This is a genomic window from Pseudoflavonifractor phocaeensis (genome assembly GCF_016901955.1).
In the GTDB taxonomy this organism is placed as follows: domain Bacteria; phylum Bacillota; class Clostridia; order Oscillospirales; family Oscillospiraceae; genus Flavonifractor; species Flavonifractor phocaeensis_A.
In genome coordinates, this window is the sequence record NZ_JACJLC010000009.1 from 49,086 (window position 1) to 62,365 (window position 13,280).

At 54.4% G+C, this 13,280-nt stretch carries 13 protein-coding genes and 2 pseudogenes; 11 read left to right on the forward strand and 4 right to left on the reverse strand.

The annotated features are described in order from the left end of the window. Positions 1-18: 18 nt before the first annotated feature. The 7 genes and pseudogenes from H6B51_RS03670 to H6B51_RS03700 all read left to right on the forward strand — a co-directional run bounded on the left by H6B51_RS03670 (position 19) and on the right by H6B51_RS03700 (position 6,755). The gene (locus tag H6B51_RS03670) at positions 19-297 is read left to right on the forward strand and encodes a hypothetical protein (RefSeq protein WP_204882403.1); all 279 of its coding nucleotides are present in this window, start codon (positions 19-21) and stop codon (positions 295-297) included. After that, positions 287-871, forward strand: coding sequence for a TetR/AcrR family transcriptional regulator (locus H6B51_RS03675; RefSeq protein ID WP_335342102.1), 585 nt, complete (start codon positions 287-289; stop codon positions 869-871). The genes H6B51_RS03670 and H6B51_RS03675 overlap by 11 nt, the downstream gene beginning before the upstream one ends. Further along, entirely contained in the window at positions 868-3,645 is a 2,778-nt protein-coding gene (locus tag H6B51_RS03680; protein ID WP_204882386.1) for an immunoglobulin domain-containing protein, read from the forward strand. Before H6B51_RS03675 ends, H6B51_RS03680 begins: the two co-directional genes overlap by 4 nt. A gap of 439 nt (positions 3,646-4,084) precedes the next feature. Further along, positions 4,085-4,508: pseudogene (locus H6B51_RS03685) on the forward strand (sigma factor-like helix-turn-helix DNA-binding protein). Between the two features lie 193 nt (positions 4,509-4,701). Beyond that, complete coding sequence (locus H6B51_RS03690; RefSeq protein ID WP_204882388.1) at positions 4,702-4,902, forward strand: hypothetical protein; 201 nt, start codon at positions 4,702-4,704, stop codon at positions 4,900-4,902. Between the two features lie 109 nt (positions 4,903-5,011). Next, positions 5,012-5,188: a hypothetical protein gene (locus H6B51_RS03695; RefSeq protein WP_204882389.1), complete on the forward strand. Its 177-nt coding sequence runs from the start codon at positions 5,012-5,014 to the stop codon at positions 5,186-5,188. 85 nt (positions 5,189-5,273) lie between these two features. Continuing rightward, positions 5,274-6,755 (forward strand): recombinase family protein, encoded by a 1,482-nt coding sequence (locus tag H6B51_RS03700; RefSeq protein ID WP_204882390.1) that lies wholly within the window; start codon positions 5,274-5,276, stop codon positions 6,753-6,755. Positions 6,756-7,023: 268 nt separating this feature from the next. On the opposite strand, the gene H6B51_RS03705 is transcribed toward H6B51_RS03700, so the two are convergent. Both H6B51_RS03705 and H6B51_RS18445 read right to left on the reverse strand, forming a co-directional pair. Beyond that, positions 7,024-7,416 (reverse strand): transposase, encoded by a 393-nt coding sequence (locus tag H6B51_RS03705; protein WP_204882391.1) that lies wholly within the window; start codon positions 7,414-7,416, stop codon positions 7,024-7,026. A gap of 5 nt (positions 7,417-7,421) precedes the next feature. After that, positions 7,422-7,568, reverse strand: a pseudogene (locus H6B51_RS18445) (hypothetical protein); the annotation flags it as partial. A gap of 460 nt (positions 7,569-8,028) precedes the next feature. Between H6B51_RS18445 and H6B51_RS03710 the strand changes: the two are divergent. The 4 genes from H6B51_RS03710 (at position 8,029) to H6B51_RS03725 (ending at position 10,851) form a co-directional block, all read left to right on the forward strand. Beyond that, a complete protein-coding gene (locus tag H6B51_RS03710) occupies positions 8,029-9,480 on the forward strand; it encodes a leucine-rich repeat protein (protein WP_204882392.1) in 1,452 nt (483 codons plus the stop codon). A 313-nt stretch (positions 9,481-9,793) separates the two neighbouring features. Next, positions 9,794-10,009 carry a hypothetical protein gene (locus H6B51_RS03715; protein WP_204882393.1) on the forward strand — a complete coding sequence of 72 codons (216 nt, stop codon included), beginning with the start codon at positions 9,794-9,796 and terminating at the stop codon, positions 10,007-10,009. A 25-nt stretch (positions 10,010-10,034) separates the two neighbouring features. Further along, positions 10,035-10,538 carry a recombinase family protein gene (locus H6B51_RS03720; protein WP_204882394.1) on the forward strand — a complete coding sequence of 168 codons (504 nt, stop codon included), beginning with the start codon at positions 10,035-10,037 and terminating at the stop codon, positions 10,536-10,538. After that, entirely contained in the window at positions 10,516-10,851 is a 336-nt protein-coding gene (locus H6B51_RS03725) for a hypothetical protein (RefSeq protein WP_204882395.1), read from the forward strand. Before H6B51_RS03720 ends, H6B51_RS03725 begins: the two co-directional genes overlap by 23 nt. Before the next feature lie 266 nt (positions 10,852-11,117). Here H6B51_RS03725 and H6B51_RS03730 read toward each other — a convergent pair whose 3' ends face one another. Next, entirely contained in the window at positions 11,118-11,651 is a 534-nt protein-coding gene (locus H6B51_RS03730) for a hypothetical protein (RefSeq protein WP_204882396.1), read from the reverse strand. Beyond that, complete coding sequence (locus H6B51_RS03735; protein ID WP_335342103.1) at positions 11,635-12,789, reverse strand: helix-turn-helix domain-containing protein; 1,155 nt, start codon at positions 12,787-12,789, stop codon at positions 11,635-11,637. The genes H6B51_RS03730 and H6B51_RS03735 overlap by 17 nt, the downstream gene beginning before the upstream one ends. Positions 12,790-13,280: the final 491 nt, after the last annotated feature.

The window sequence follows — 13,280 nt, forward strand, 5'->3', positions numbered from 1 at the left end:
CAGAAAGAGGTCTTGACAATGGAAGCGAAAGGCGGGAAAATGACTAAGCAAGCAAGCAAGCAAGCAAGCAAGCAAGCAAGCAAGCAAGCAAGCAAGCAAGCAAGCAAGCATAGTGAAAGTCTGCCCTTTTCCCCTGTCAATAGCCAAATTGCATATTCTTTTAGGCGTATTCCGCCCGTTTCTTTGCGGGTGGGGTGCGCCTTTTTTGCGTTTCGCAGCGGGAGATGCAAAAGATTTTTCACGCAGAATTTACCACCCGGTCAATCAAGGGACGGGGAGGTGAACTGTGTTGCATGAAAAAGGGATTCCGGAGCGGCGGGTCGCGTTTTTGGAAACCTGCTTTGATGTATTCTGTAAAAACGGGCTTGAAAACACCAGCCTGAAAATGCTGGCGGACGCCTGCGGTGTAACAAATGGAAATCTGCTCTACTACTTCGGCAGCAAGGATAACCTTGTTATTGAGGCCACCGCCTACGGTATGGCAAAGGTGGAGGATGATTTCATGGAGCAGGCCCCAACCAGTTTTGCGGACATCGAGCGTTTCCTGCGGGAGATGCCCGCGCTCACGGCAAAACTCCACGGGGCAAAATACCGCTTCATGTATCAGGTGTACGCCAGCCCCAAATACCGGGAGCATGGCAAGGCATTTTTCAATGGTGTCAATGTCCGTTACCGCAAATATGCCGAGCAGCTCTCCGGCAAGCTGGGGCTGCCGGTGGAGCTGATCCAGGGCATGACCTATTTATTTGTCCGCGCCTGCGTCCACTTTGCCCTGTTTGAGGACGAGGACTATTTACAATTACAGCTCAATGCGATACGCGCTTCCCTGCGGGCGATTGTCTCAGGGCGCGGGGAGGAGGAAACAAGATGAAAAAACGATTCTTTGCGGTGGCGCTCTGCCTGTGCCTGCTGGTTGGGCTGGTGCCGGGCATGAACTTTACAGTTTTTGCCGCAAACGATAGCGACTATGTCATTGGAGATATTGTGGCATTTGCCGGGTATACATGGCGCATTGCCGGCACCGAAACGCAGGGCGCAACAGCCCCTTCCGGCTATTATACCCTGTTTGCCGACAAAAATGATTTCGGCAGCATCGCGTTCCGGGCGGGAGTTGACGCCACGCAACCTGGTGACAACCAATACTACGACAGTGACCTGCAACAAAAGATGGAGGAGATCGCAGGCACCTTTTCTGAAAAGGACAAAGCCAATATCTATACCCGCACTCTGAGGTCGGCAGAGGGTGAAGTAACTGGACCTGATGTATATAATCAGTATCTTTGGGCACCTCCACAGGGGGAGCTTAGTTTCTTTCGTAACATATGGACTTCCGAGTACGCTCAGTTTTGGAGCTGTACTGGGGATAACGGCACCGGTGGAACTTACGATGTTTGGTTCGAGTACACCGGGCAGACTGGAGATCCTTTCCTCAGCACGCCTGTTGCCCCTACGTCAGTCTTGCAAGTCCGCCCCGCCCTGTATGTAAAGGCATCCGCTCTGTCCGACTATGTTTTGGGCTTGGACACCATTTCCAACGCCTATGTGGGCGGCGACCTGGAGTACAGCCGGGGCACGGATGGCGGTCTTTACATCAGCGACAGCCAGAAGGCGGATGTCCGAGTAGGCGACTCGAAATTCACGCAGAGCGGCGAGTTCCTTTCGTTCCGCCTTTACGGCGACGGCACCACCACCGGGGAAAACCAGGTGTTGGCCTGTTTCCTCACCGACCAGAACGGCACGGTAAAGTATTATGGCAAACTGGTGGACTGCTCCGGTTCGCTCCCCGCGGAAACGAATTTTACCATACCGATGGCGGGGGTGGCGAATGGGACTTATACTCTCTCCATCTTCTCGCACAACACACAGACCAATGAGATCAGCCAGCCGTCCCCCACCATGACGGTATCGGTGTCCAACCGCGTGGGTACGGTCAGCAATTATCAGGGTGGTAATTTTTTTGATACTCCCCTTATCGTTGAGCAGTACCCTCCAGAGTTCACGAAGCACCCGCAAACCCAGATCGTGGGCGAAGGCGAAAGCGTGACCTTTTCTGCTGAGGCAGAAGACCTTAATGGGGGCACAATCACCTATTCCTGGTATGCACAGGACAAAAGCAGCGACCCCGATGGTACCTGGTATCAAATTTCCAGAATAAGTGGTGGTGATGTTGGTCTCGTTGTCGCATACTCGGCACCCAACCTTACCATAAGCAATGTATCCAGGAGTTGGTCAGAGTCGAACTTGGTTCTGGACGCCGGTTTCCAGCCAAGGGATGCCCGTTTCCGCTGCGTTGCGACAGGCCTCTATAATTTGTCGAATTCTAGTGAAGCTGCCGAACTGCTGGTGGTGGACTTCGACGGGCAGGAGGTGGAGCTGCGAAACAACGGCACCAGCATCCAGTGGCGGTACGAGGGCGAAGCCGATAGCGCATGGCGTGATCTGGTGGCGCTGGACGCCATCACCGGCGGCGACGGCAGAGAAGTGGCGCTGCAAATAGACAATGGATATATTCAGTGGCGGTACACCACCGGCGGGGACACCGCCTGGAAAAACCTGATATCCCTTTCTGACCTGAAAGGCGACCCCGGCGAGGATGGCCAGGAGGTGGAGCTGCAAAACAACGGCACCAGTATCCAGTGGCGGCACGAGGGCGAAGCGGAATGGAAAGACCTGGTTGACCTCTCCGCCATCACCGGCTCAGACGGCACGGACGGCAAACAGGTGGAGCTCCGGGTTGAGGGCGGCTATATCCAGTGGAAATACGACGCTGACGCCGACTGGCAGAACCTGATCGCCCTGTCTGCCCTGCAAGGGATCAAGGGCGAGCAGGGCGACAAGGGCGATAAGGGCGACCCCGGCGAGGACGGAAAAACCCCGTACATAGGCGACAACGGCAACTGGTGGATCGACGGTGTTGACACAGGTATTCCGGCCACCGGCAGCAGCGGCAGCGACGGTTCTGACGGCTCCAACGGTAAGGACGGCCAGGACGGGAAAGATGGTAAGGACGGAAAAGACGGAGAGGATGGCAAGGACGGCCTGACCCCGTATATCGGCAGCAACGGCAACTGGTGGATCGGCACCACCGACACCGGCGTGAAAGCCGCAGGCGCCGATGGCAAGGATGGCGCGAATGGCAAGGACGGCAAGGACGGTGTTGGGATTGCCGACATTACGCTCAATGGGAACGGCGAGCTGGTTGTCACCCTCACCGACGGCACCGTGAAAAACCTCGGCAAGATAAGCGTCACAGGCTCCGGCGGCAGCGATGGCGAGGACGGCGCAACCGGCGCGGACGGCTCCGATGGCAAAGACGGCGTTGGGATTGCCGACATCCGGATCAACGAAAACGGCGAGCTGGTCGTCGCCCTCACCGATGGCACCGAAAAAAATCTCGGCAAGGTAACGGGCGCGGACGGCGTGGGTATCTCCGGCGTGTCCATCAATGAAAATGGCGAGCTGATCGTTACCCTCACCGACGGCACCGAACTGAACGCCGGTGCGGTTCCCACCACCGCAGCGGAGACTTCTGAATTGAAAACCATTGTTTATGTTTCGATGGGAACCGCTGGCGTTTCTCTTGCCGGTATGCTTGGCCTGCTGGCTTTCCTGCTGACAAAGCGCAAAATGCTGATCGGAAAGTAAGACGGGCCGCAGCCTCATATTGACTTCTGGACAAAGTGTCCAGAGGTAAGGAGATGAAAAAGTAAGCGCGATGCCCCCCAAAAAGGAGGCCGTCTGTGAAGATTACATATCCCTTTTGCGTTACCCCCCGGACGGGGGAAATGGCACGATAAAATACCACCACCCACTTTAGGGGCGCGGACAGTCAACAAACTGTCCGCGCCCCTTTTCTGTTCGACGGTTTTCTTCGGCATTTGCTATCAGAATTTAGCAAGTGTCAAAGAAAGCCGTCGAGTTTTCTTAGCGGATTTTCCAGCCCATGAACTCGATACGGCTTATTTTGGAAAAATCAGCGTTTTCCATAATGAAAAGCGGTTTTTTGTCCGGGGTGCCGCTCCCCGCCAGCCCTCCATTTTGTTTCCGATCAACCCATCAACCGAAACAAAATGGAGGACAAGCTATGACAACGATCAATCTGAAAGATTTTTATTATTGGTACTTAACGGACGAGCTGGTGGAGGTGCCTGACGAGGTGGCCGAAGAGCTCATGGCAAGCAAGCGGCGGGAGGCCGCCCATGCGGAACGGGTGCGCTACAACAAGGCTTACTATTCCCTGGACTGTGACGATGGGATCGAATACTCCGCCTGCCTGCACGAGCCCAGCCCCCAGGAGCTCATGGATCGCAAGGAGCTGTTCTTCCGGCTGTGGAATGCCCTCAACTCCCTGCCGGAGATCCAGGGCCGCCGGGTGGACGCTCATTTGATCCTGGGAAAGAGCTACCGTCAGATCGCCCGCGAAGAGGGCGTGGAGAAGAGCACCATTCGCCGCTCGGTAGAACGAGGGAAAGGAGCAGATGAAAAAATATTTGCGGGAAAATTTTTGATTTACAGTCTCCATTTGCCCCTTTTTTCTGGTGGTATGTGAGAGGAAGTTTTCTCTCCGCAAAGGAGGCGCGGGGGCCGCAGGCCGCCGCCCCCTTTGTGGGGGAGCGCCGCTGCCGAGTATGGCTGTCTTATGACGGGGCAAAAAAATGAGCGCGGCGCTCCCCACCATTTATGAAAGTGAGGGATAACAGAATGGACTACGATCCTATGTTGGCTGCTATGCTGTCCCAGCCGTGGAGCAACAACGCCTGCCGTGGCTATGTCATCTACGCCATGGAGAACTGCGGGTTTTCTCCCCTGAACATCCGGCGCGTACTGGCGGAGCTCTATGAGGTTTTCGACATCCGCAGTCTGGAAGAGGCCCAGCAGCACTTTGAGGAAAGCCCTTACTGACTTCTGGACAAAGTGTCCAGAGGTACATATCCGGCCAAAGGCCAGCACTTTCGCGGTGCTGGCCTTTGCTATGCTTCAAAACATTCTTTGATTGTATGGGAGGGATTTTATGCAGGCGCAGGTCAAATATGAAAGTGAAGTTAAATCGGCTGTTCTCGGAGATCGGACGATCACCGTCAAAAATCTCACCCCCGTTTTTTCCCCGCAGGAACAGGACAAGCGCAACCGCGAGATCGAGCGGCGGCTGTTTGAAGTGTTCCGCAAGTATGCCGGGCAGCGGGGGTAGGCCGGAGTCATCCTTGTTGTAAGGGGGCAGCAGAGGTATAATATACTTGTAGGTTGGCTCCCAACGGACAGAAAGGGAGCTAATTATGGATAATAGAATTGATGCAATTTACGGGCGGCAGTCGATTGACAAAAAGGACAGTATCAGCATTGAAAGTCAATTTGAATTTTGCCGATATGAGTTAAAAGGCGGTGAGGGTAAGGAATACAAAGATAAAGGGTATTCCGGCAAGAACATTGAACGCCCCGACTTCCAGCGGCTCTTGCAGGACATCCGGCTGGGCCTGATTAAGCGGGTGATTGTCTACAAGCTGGATCGGATCAGCCGCTCCATTGTAGACTTTGCAAAGCTCATGGAGCTGTTCAAGCAATACGATGTGGAGTTTGTTTCCTGTACGGAAAAATTTGATACTTCCACCCCGATGGGCCGGGCGATGCTCAATATCTGCATTGTCTTTGCCCAGCTTGAACGCGAGAGCATCCAGATGCGTGTGCAGGACGCTTTCTATTCCCGGTGTGCCAAAGGCTACTATATGCGAGGCCGGACACCATACGGCTTTGATACCGAGCCCATCGTCATGGACGGGATCAAGACAAAGAAGCTGGTGGAAAACGCGGAAATGGATTTTGCCGAGCTCATGTTTCAAATGTATGCGGAGCCGGGCAATTCCTACGGCGATATAACCCGGTACTTTGTCAAACATTCCATCAAGGTCTATGACAAGGCGCTCCAGCGGGCCTTTATCTCTAAGCTGCTGAGAAACCCCGTTTATGTCCAGGCTGATATGGACATCTACGAATACTTCAAGGCCCAGGGCGTAAAAATCGAAAGTCCCCCGGAAATGTTCACAGGGGACAATAGCTGTTATCTCTATCAAGGGCGCGAGGGCGAGGAGCCGATCCTCGTGATTGCTCCCCACCAGGGACGCATCCCCTCCCAGCTCTGGCTGGCTGTTCAGCGCAAGCTGTCACAGAACACCTCTTTCCAGAATGGCCGCAAATGCCATCATACATGGCTGGCAGGGAAAATCAAGTGCGGGCGCTGCGGCTATGCGCTGGTTGCGCTGAGAGCTGCAAACGGCGTTACCTACCTGCGGTGCAAGCAGCGGGCAGATAACGGGAGCTGTGAGGGGGCCGGTACGCTGACGGTGCAAAGCATGGAGGCGTTTGTGTACGGCGAGATGGTCAAGAAGATGCAGAAATTCCACACGCTGAAAGGCGGAAAGGAACAAAGCTACAATCCGAAGCTGACCGCCGCCCGCGTTGCCCTTGCAAAGACAGAGAGCGAGATCGAGAAACTTCTGGACACTTTGTCCGGGGCAAATCCGCTGCTCCTGCAATACGCAAATAACCGGATTGAGGAGCTGGACGCGGAACGTCAAAAGCAGCTAAAGCTGGTGGCCGATCTCACCGCTAATTCCGTTTCCGCTTCACAGATTGACAGCATTACGGGCTATCTGGATAATTGGGAGTCCGTGAGTTTTGATGATAAGCGCAAGGTGGTTGATATTCTCATATCACAAATTGACGCTACCAGTGAGAGTGTTACAATCCATTGGAAGATCTAAAACCTTTTCACTTGGCATTATGCCTTTGTAAAAAATAGTTTGGCATAGTAAAGCACCCCACTTGTTATCCAGTATATCATACTGTCTAACAAATGGGGTGCAGTTCAGAATGGAAGAATTCTGCGGCAGGCCCTTTTTTGCCGGGGAAAGGGCAAACAGTTCTAAATGTTCATAAAATGTGGCTCTGTTCAGCCCAAATGTGTACAACAGATCAGGCCCAGGCTGTTTACCTGCGTCAATGTGGAAAATTTTTCTGTTTTTTGGGGGGCTACGAGGTCATTTTCATGGACACACGGGTCTGGAGCCTGCCCTGTTCCCGTTTCATCCACAGCTTTTTCAGGTCAAAGGCCAGCGCCAGCAGGAACAGCTCTGTGCGGATGTTGGCCTTGCCCCAGGTCAGAAAGCGGCGGAATCCAAAGTCGTTTTTGAGCAGGCCAAACGCGCCCTCCACCTGGATGGAGCGGCAGAGACGCAGATGGATTCCACGTTCCGTCCTGATATTTTTCTCTGCCTGTTCCCGTTTCTCCCAGAAGGTTTTCTTGAGGATGATCTCCTTTGGCTTATCCAGTGCCTTGGCCCGGCAGCATTGCGACCGGCAGGGACAGCCGCAATGCGGTACTGACAGGCCTCCTCCAGTTTCCGGCTGGAGTAGATCCCGCACAGATACCCGTGCACCAATACGTTGAACAGCACCTGTGGTTCCGCCGCCGATTTTCTCCCTTTGGAAGAATACGCTTCGTACAGTTTCCCGTACTCCAGTTCCTCAAGCTGGGCGCTTAGCAGACGGACGGGTGCCCTCTCCGGTATCATCATTTCTGAATTCAGGGCAAGTACCAGTTACCGTGGCGCTCATATACCTTATACTGGTCTTGCTTTTTCTTTGGCTTCACAAACTAAGAATAAAGCAACGAGCGAGGTTTGGAAACCCTTTCGGGCTCCAAACCTCGCTCGTTTTTATGGGCTCATTTTGCAACGGGCCCTTGTTTTGTCTCTCCAAAGGGGGCATCACTCAAACGATATGCTTCTTTTGATTGGTGGAATGAGCGGTACAATGGAACCGCTATGGAATTAGTACGGTCACCGGGACGATCCCGAGGCGGCAGGGCCCAGGTCTGCGCTCAGGAGAAAGAGTTCTTCCTCCGGACACAGCCCCGTCAGGTACTGTTATAGCTTACAGGCGTGGAAGGGGAGGCATCACACATATTGACACGTATTGGGAAGGCTGATATACTGAATTTATTTCCAAACTACGGTATAATTTGGGAGGTTTTCTATGAAACAACGAATCCCCGCCCTGCTGCTGTCGCTGCTTCTGCTCCTGCCCATGGTCTGCATCCCGGCTTCCGCCTCTCTGGTGGAGAGCGGGGACTACTGGACCGAGCTGACCTCCTCCGATGCGCTCTTCCTGGAGAAGGACGTGGAGCACCGGGTCAGCGGCCCTTTCCATCTGGTCGCCTATTCCAAGCAATGTGGACTCTCCAAAACCTGGGTGCCTCAGTTCCGGAAGTACGCGGAATATAACCACATCCCCGTTTACGGGCTGGATGAAATAACCGCCGGAGCCCTGATGATCCGGGGGCTGTACTATTCAGGCACCTACCCCATTGTGATCAGCTACGACGGCGCCGGCCACTTTACCGTCACCGACAAGGTACACTCCCTGGAGAAATTCCAGTCCCTGGTGGGGGGCACTCTGGATGAGAGCCAGGGGGACTATATCATCCAGATGGGCGAATTGGTGGGCTACACCGGCACTGAACGGGACCTGGTGGTCCCGGACGGGGTCAAGGGGATCGGTGAGCGGGCCTTCCGGGGCAACATGAACATCCGTTCCGTGGTGCTGCCCGACAGCGTGACCTACATCGGCGACTGGGCCTTCGCCTCCTGCCAGCGGATGAGGAGCATCACCATCTCCGCCGGCGTCACCAGCATCGGAGAAAATGCCTTCTATAACTGTTCTGCCCGCACCATCCGCTTCCTGGGCTCCAAGCCGGATATGCCCACGGGAGACCATGATCCCTTTGCGGGGATGCACGCTGCCGCGATCTACCCCGCCGACGACCCCACCTGGGGCAGCGTGGAGGAGCTGCGGGCCAGCTACCCCCATCTGAACTGGGGCGGTCTGCCGGGGAAGGCCTACCATGAGCCCAGATATTCCGATTGGAATGACGGCACCGTCTCCCCCTGGGCAGAGGAGGAGGTGCGCATGGCCTGGTGCTACAACCTCTACGCACCTTTCGCCAGGAAACATTACGCCAGCCCCACCGATCGGGAGACGTTCTGCGACATAGTCATGCAGACGATAGAGGTCTGTACCGGCCAGAGTGCCTCCATCATCGCCATGCAGGCCGGAGACAACCCCTTTACTGACACCAATTCCAAAGAGGTCCACGCGGCCTATGCTCTGGGGCTGGTCACCGGCCGGGGCGGCGGCATCTTTGATCCCAAGGGTATCATTACCCGGCAGGAGGCGGCCACCATGCTGGCCCGGGTGGCCCGCTACCTGGAGCTGGAGGCGGGAGAGAGCCTGACCTTTACCGACCAGGCCTCCATCGCTTCCTGGGCAAAGGACAGCGTGTCCTTCCTCTCCGGCCTCTCCAGCCCGGTGAGCGGCAAAGCGGTCATGGGCGGCTCCAACGGCGCCTTCATGCCCAACGCTGCCTACACCCTCCAGGAATCCTACTGCTCTTTCCTGCGGCTGACCCAGGCCGTGATGGGCGTGTAAGAAAACCAAACAAAGATGGGCCAGTTGTAACATTATGTTAAGATAGCAGAATAGGACCCGCCGCAGAACAGAGAAATTCTGCGGCGGGTTTCCTTATGCTCAGAAAAAGCAAACCGGTTTCATATTTTCCAGAATATATGGTTTCCCGCTTAAGCGGCTAACCTCTATATTGATTTCTTTTGGCGCATATGCTGAGCTTCACCCCCGTCTTTGGTTTATCCAATGTATAGCTTGATGAAAACAATGCTACACATTATAATCATTAAAACAATGTATTTCATTTGGAGAAAATACAAAAATAGGAGGAAAGATTATGCGGCTTATGAAAAGATGGTTGGGCGGCATCCTGGGTATGGTTCTTTTACTTGGGCTGCTGCCGGGGACGGCCCTGGCGGCGGAAGCTGACTGGGCAACGGATGCGGTGAATACGCTGAACGGGATTTACGGCAGCGGCGTGTTTTCTGCCGAAAATGATGGTGAGATGACCGTATCGGATTTGACTAGAGCGGGAAAACAGCATCAGCTGTGAGACGCAGATTGAATACTGTAACACGATGATGAAACCGGAGGAACGGGGCGAAAAGGTCGAGATCTTTGTGGACAACGGCTTTTCCGGCGGTAATATCCATCGAGACGGCTTCCAGAATATGATGAAGCTGGTCCGCCAGGGGAAGGTCAGTAAGGTCATCGTCTATAAGTTGGACCGCATCAGCCGCTCGCTGTCTGACTTTATGAATATCCTGCAGGAATTCAAGGAACATGACGTGGAGTTTGTATCCTCTCAGGAATCATTTGACACCTACTCCCCCTATGGGGAGCTGATTGTCAAAATCCTGATGGTGTTTGCGGAATTTGAGCGGACTTCCATTATCAATCGTGTTACGGCGGTACTTCAACTGCACCGGCAAGTCCCACAAGAGGATCTGTACCGGTCCGAAGGTGACCATCTATGCGGAGGACTTGGAGAATATGGTTTACGATTGCATTGCGGAAAAGCTGGCGGATCTAAAGCAAACCGGACACCGCAGCCCAACTGTGGAGCGTGGGGAAATCAATGATCTGAAGCTGAAGATCAAGGCCATCGAGCAGCAGGAAAAGCAGCTGCTGGACACGATGCTGGCCGGTGGATGCAACGATGCGCTGCTGGCCATCGCCAACCAGAAGGCAACGCAGCTCAAGCAGAACCGTCTGAATCTGTACGCACGGATGGAGGAGCTGAGCAGCCGGAAAGAGGAAACAGATGTTGTGATCAATCTGGCAGACTCCTGGCAAACCGCTGACTACCAGCGAAAGAAGGCCGTTGCGATGATTGTGATACATAAGATCCTGATCCGGGAAGATGGCAGCATACAGATCATCTGGAATCTGTAGCAAGGGCCTGTTGTAAAATAGAATCCATCTGTCATTCTGAGCCCCAAAGGGGCGAAGAATCTTTTTGTGACGGACAAACCGGCAGAAAAGATCCTTCGCTGATGCTCAGGATGACAAAATTGGGGCTTGTTGCGTTATTTGCAACAGGCCCTTTTCAATTTAAGGACGGACGGGTTTACCACCCCCGGCGTTTGGCCAGATCCAGCATTCCGAAGGAAAAACGCTCCGTCGGTGTCCATGTAGTCAGTGACGGGGGGGGGGTGTCCTCACGGTTTGCCTGGCAAAATGTGATCCAGTACGTCCAGTGTATCCCTTGCGGTATAGCCCCACAGCACGGCGCTCACTGCCTCCACTGCTTCCCGCCGGAGGCGGTAGTAGGTGCTGGGGCTGATATCACGGATGTGGGGCTGGAGGGCGGCCATGATCTCCTCCGCGTTTTTGGGCTTTTTGGGGGACAGGTAGGCGTAGTACAGCACCCAGTAGTAGGCTTCCCCCTTTTTGTGCCGGGTGCGGAGAAGTTCCACAGCGTCCTCCAGCAGACGGATCATTTTGCGGGTGCGCTCGATACATCGGGCGTGGCTCTCAATGTCGGTACCGTGGAGCTCCGCTCCTGCCATATAGACAGTGTCCAGAAAGTCCTCCAAGCTGCAGGCGTATTCCTGCCGGAATTGGCGCTTGACCTGGCACACGGACAGTTCCAGGCTCCACACCACGTCCCGGTAGCGTTTGAGCAGCATATTGGTATCGTGATAGCGATTGTCTTTCACAGAGGTATGGTCAGACTTACGGGCGTTTGACATGAGATGAGCCTCCTTCCGGTTGAGTGATGGGACGCAGCGTAAGTTCAAAGCGGTAAAGCGTTCTTCTGGTTCCGCAGCTGGCTTCCAGGCGCAGGCGCACAGAGCCGGCTCCTTCTAACATACCCTTGCAGTCGTCGGATAACGGATATAACCTATAGCGGATCCTGGAGCAGTGAAAGCAGGGGAGCCCTTGGGCCCCAAGGATTTGAAGGACCTTGCGGGCCAAAAGTATCATATGCGGTTTTGAAACGCTGGCTGGCTCAGATGATACGCTGATCTCAGGGGCGACGTCGGGGTCTTGCGTTGCCGTATCGCTGTCCGGTATGTCTGCATTCAGGTGGAGGGACAAGGCTACCTCGTCCTTATCCACCATGGTGTCGGAAATCTGGAACATGGTGGAGAGGTAGCTGCGCAGGTAGATCACGCTGCCGCTGCGCCCGGGGAAGGACATGAGGGAGAGGTAGTCCAGATCGGACAGCTTTTTCAGCAGCCTGCCCACGGTGGAGCGGGAGAGGCCCCACCGCTGGGAGAGCTCGGTATAGTTGAGCAGGGGATTGCCGGTGCCGTTGCGGAGGTAGACCACCGGCCCCAGCTGGGAGCCCAGGACCCGGTTGTCCTTGTAGATGGCGGAGATCCACAGATCCAGCACGACGTCCATTTCGGAGGCCCGGCCGCTGCGGATGAGGTCGGCGGCAATGGAGACCGGCAGGAAGAAAAAGCCGGTCTCCTTCTGGCAGGGGCAGTTGTAGTCCAGCACGGTGTTATGCCGGTGCCAGCCCCGGATGGAGAAGCGGACCAGCTGCCGTTTGCGGCCCAGCCGGGTGTAGCAGATCAGGTTCTTTTCCTGAAGTCCATCCAGGATGGCCAGAGCGGAGTGGTGGAACCGGACTCGGAACCATTGAGTCAGCTCGGAGAGCCGGCAAACCCATTCCCCGGGATAGACCGTGTAGGAGATGCCGTCCAGCCGACGGTAGGAGGTGCGGAAGTTGGCGTAGGAGCAGAGCACGGTAAAATAAAAAAGACCGGAGCTTCCGCCGGTGCGGATGCTTCGGTCTGCCATCAGGATCCGGATAAAGTCTCGATAGACGCGGCAGCGTGGGTAGTCCACCAGCTGCTGTAGTTCCAGTTGGTAATTCACGATATAACCTCCTAATAAATTGACGTGCAAATGGATACCGGGCATCCGTATCCATATTTATGGAAAATTGAATAAAAATTCAAATTAGATGTGAGCCGCCACAAGAGGCCTGGATCACCCAAATGCAGCAAAATGGTATAGAAAATAAACAAGCCAGACAAGTGGCTGTCTGGCTTGATTAGCACATAAGTTGATTGTGTTGGGCCCATTTCTTACCATAATTCGCGCACCAATTCCGCACCAATTTGCCGTGCGAATATATGTTTTTACATGGAGATGCGTGTCATGAGATGCTTAAAAAATCCTTTATTTGCAAGGGCTTACGGGGATTTATGAACTTATGTGGAGTTATGAAAAAAGGCTAAAATATAACGATTCCTAATTTCATATATATGACCATTCCTTTCCGCTGCGCTCCAAGGCACCAAAGAGGATGAAACACAGTGCCCCTAACGCAGCAAGTCGATATTTGTTAGAATGTACTTGAGGAA

Excerpts from the sequence above, each read along its gene's own strand:
- H6B51_RS03670 (WP_204882403.1), top strand. The coding sequence starts at position 19 with ATGGAAGCGAAAGGCGGGAAAATGACTAAGCAAGCAAGCAAGCAAGCA.
- H6B51_RS03680 (WP_204882386.1), top strand. The coding sequence starts at position 868 with ATGAAAAAACGATTCTTTGCGGTGGCGCTCTGCCTGTGCCTGCTGGTT.
- H6B51_RS03690 (WP_204882388.1), top strand. The coding sequence starts at position 4,702 with ATGGACTACGATCCTATGTTGGCTGCTATGCTGTCCCAGCCGTGGAGC.
- H6B51_RS03695 (WP_204882389.1), top strand. The coding sequence starts at position 5,012 with ATGCAGGCGCAGGTCAAATATGAAAGTGAAGTTAAATCGGCTGTTCTC.
- H6B51_RS03700 (WP_204882390.1), top strand. The coding sequence starts at position 5,274 with ATGGATAATAGAATTGATGCAATTTACGGGCGGCAGTCGATTGACAAA.
- H6B51_RS03710 (WP_204882392.1), top strand. The coding sequence starts at position 8,029 with ATGAAACAACGAATCCCCGCCCTGCTGCTGTCGCTGCTTCTGCTCCTG.
- H6B51_RS03715 (WP_204882393.1), top strand. The coding sequence starts at position 9,794 with ATGCGGCTTATGAAAAGATGGTTGGGCGGCATCCTGGGTATGGTTCTT.
- H6B51_RS03720 (WP_204882394.1), top strand. The coding sequence starts at position 10,035 with ATGATGAAACCGGAGGAACGGGGCGAAAAGGTCGAGATCTTTGTGGAC.
- H6B51_RS03730 (WP_204882396.1), bottom strand. The coding sequence starts at position 11,651 with ATGTCAAACGCCCGTAAGTCTGACCATACCTCTGTGAAAGACAATCGC.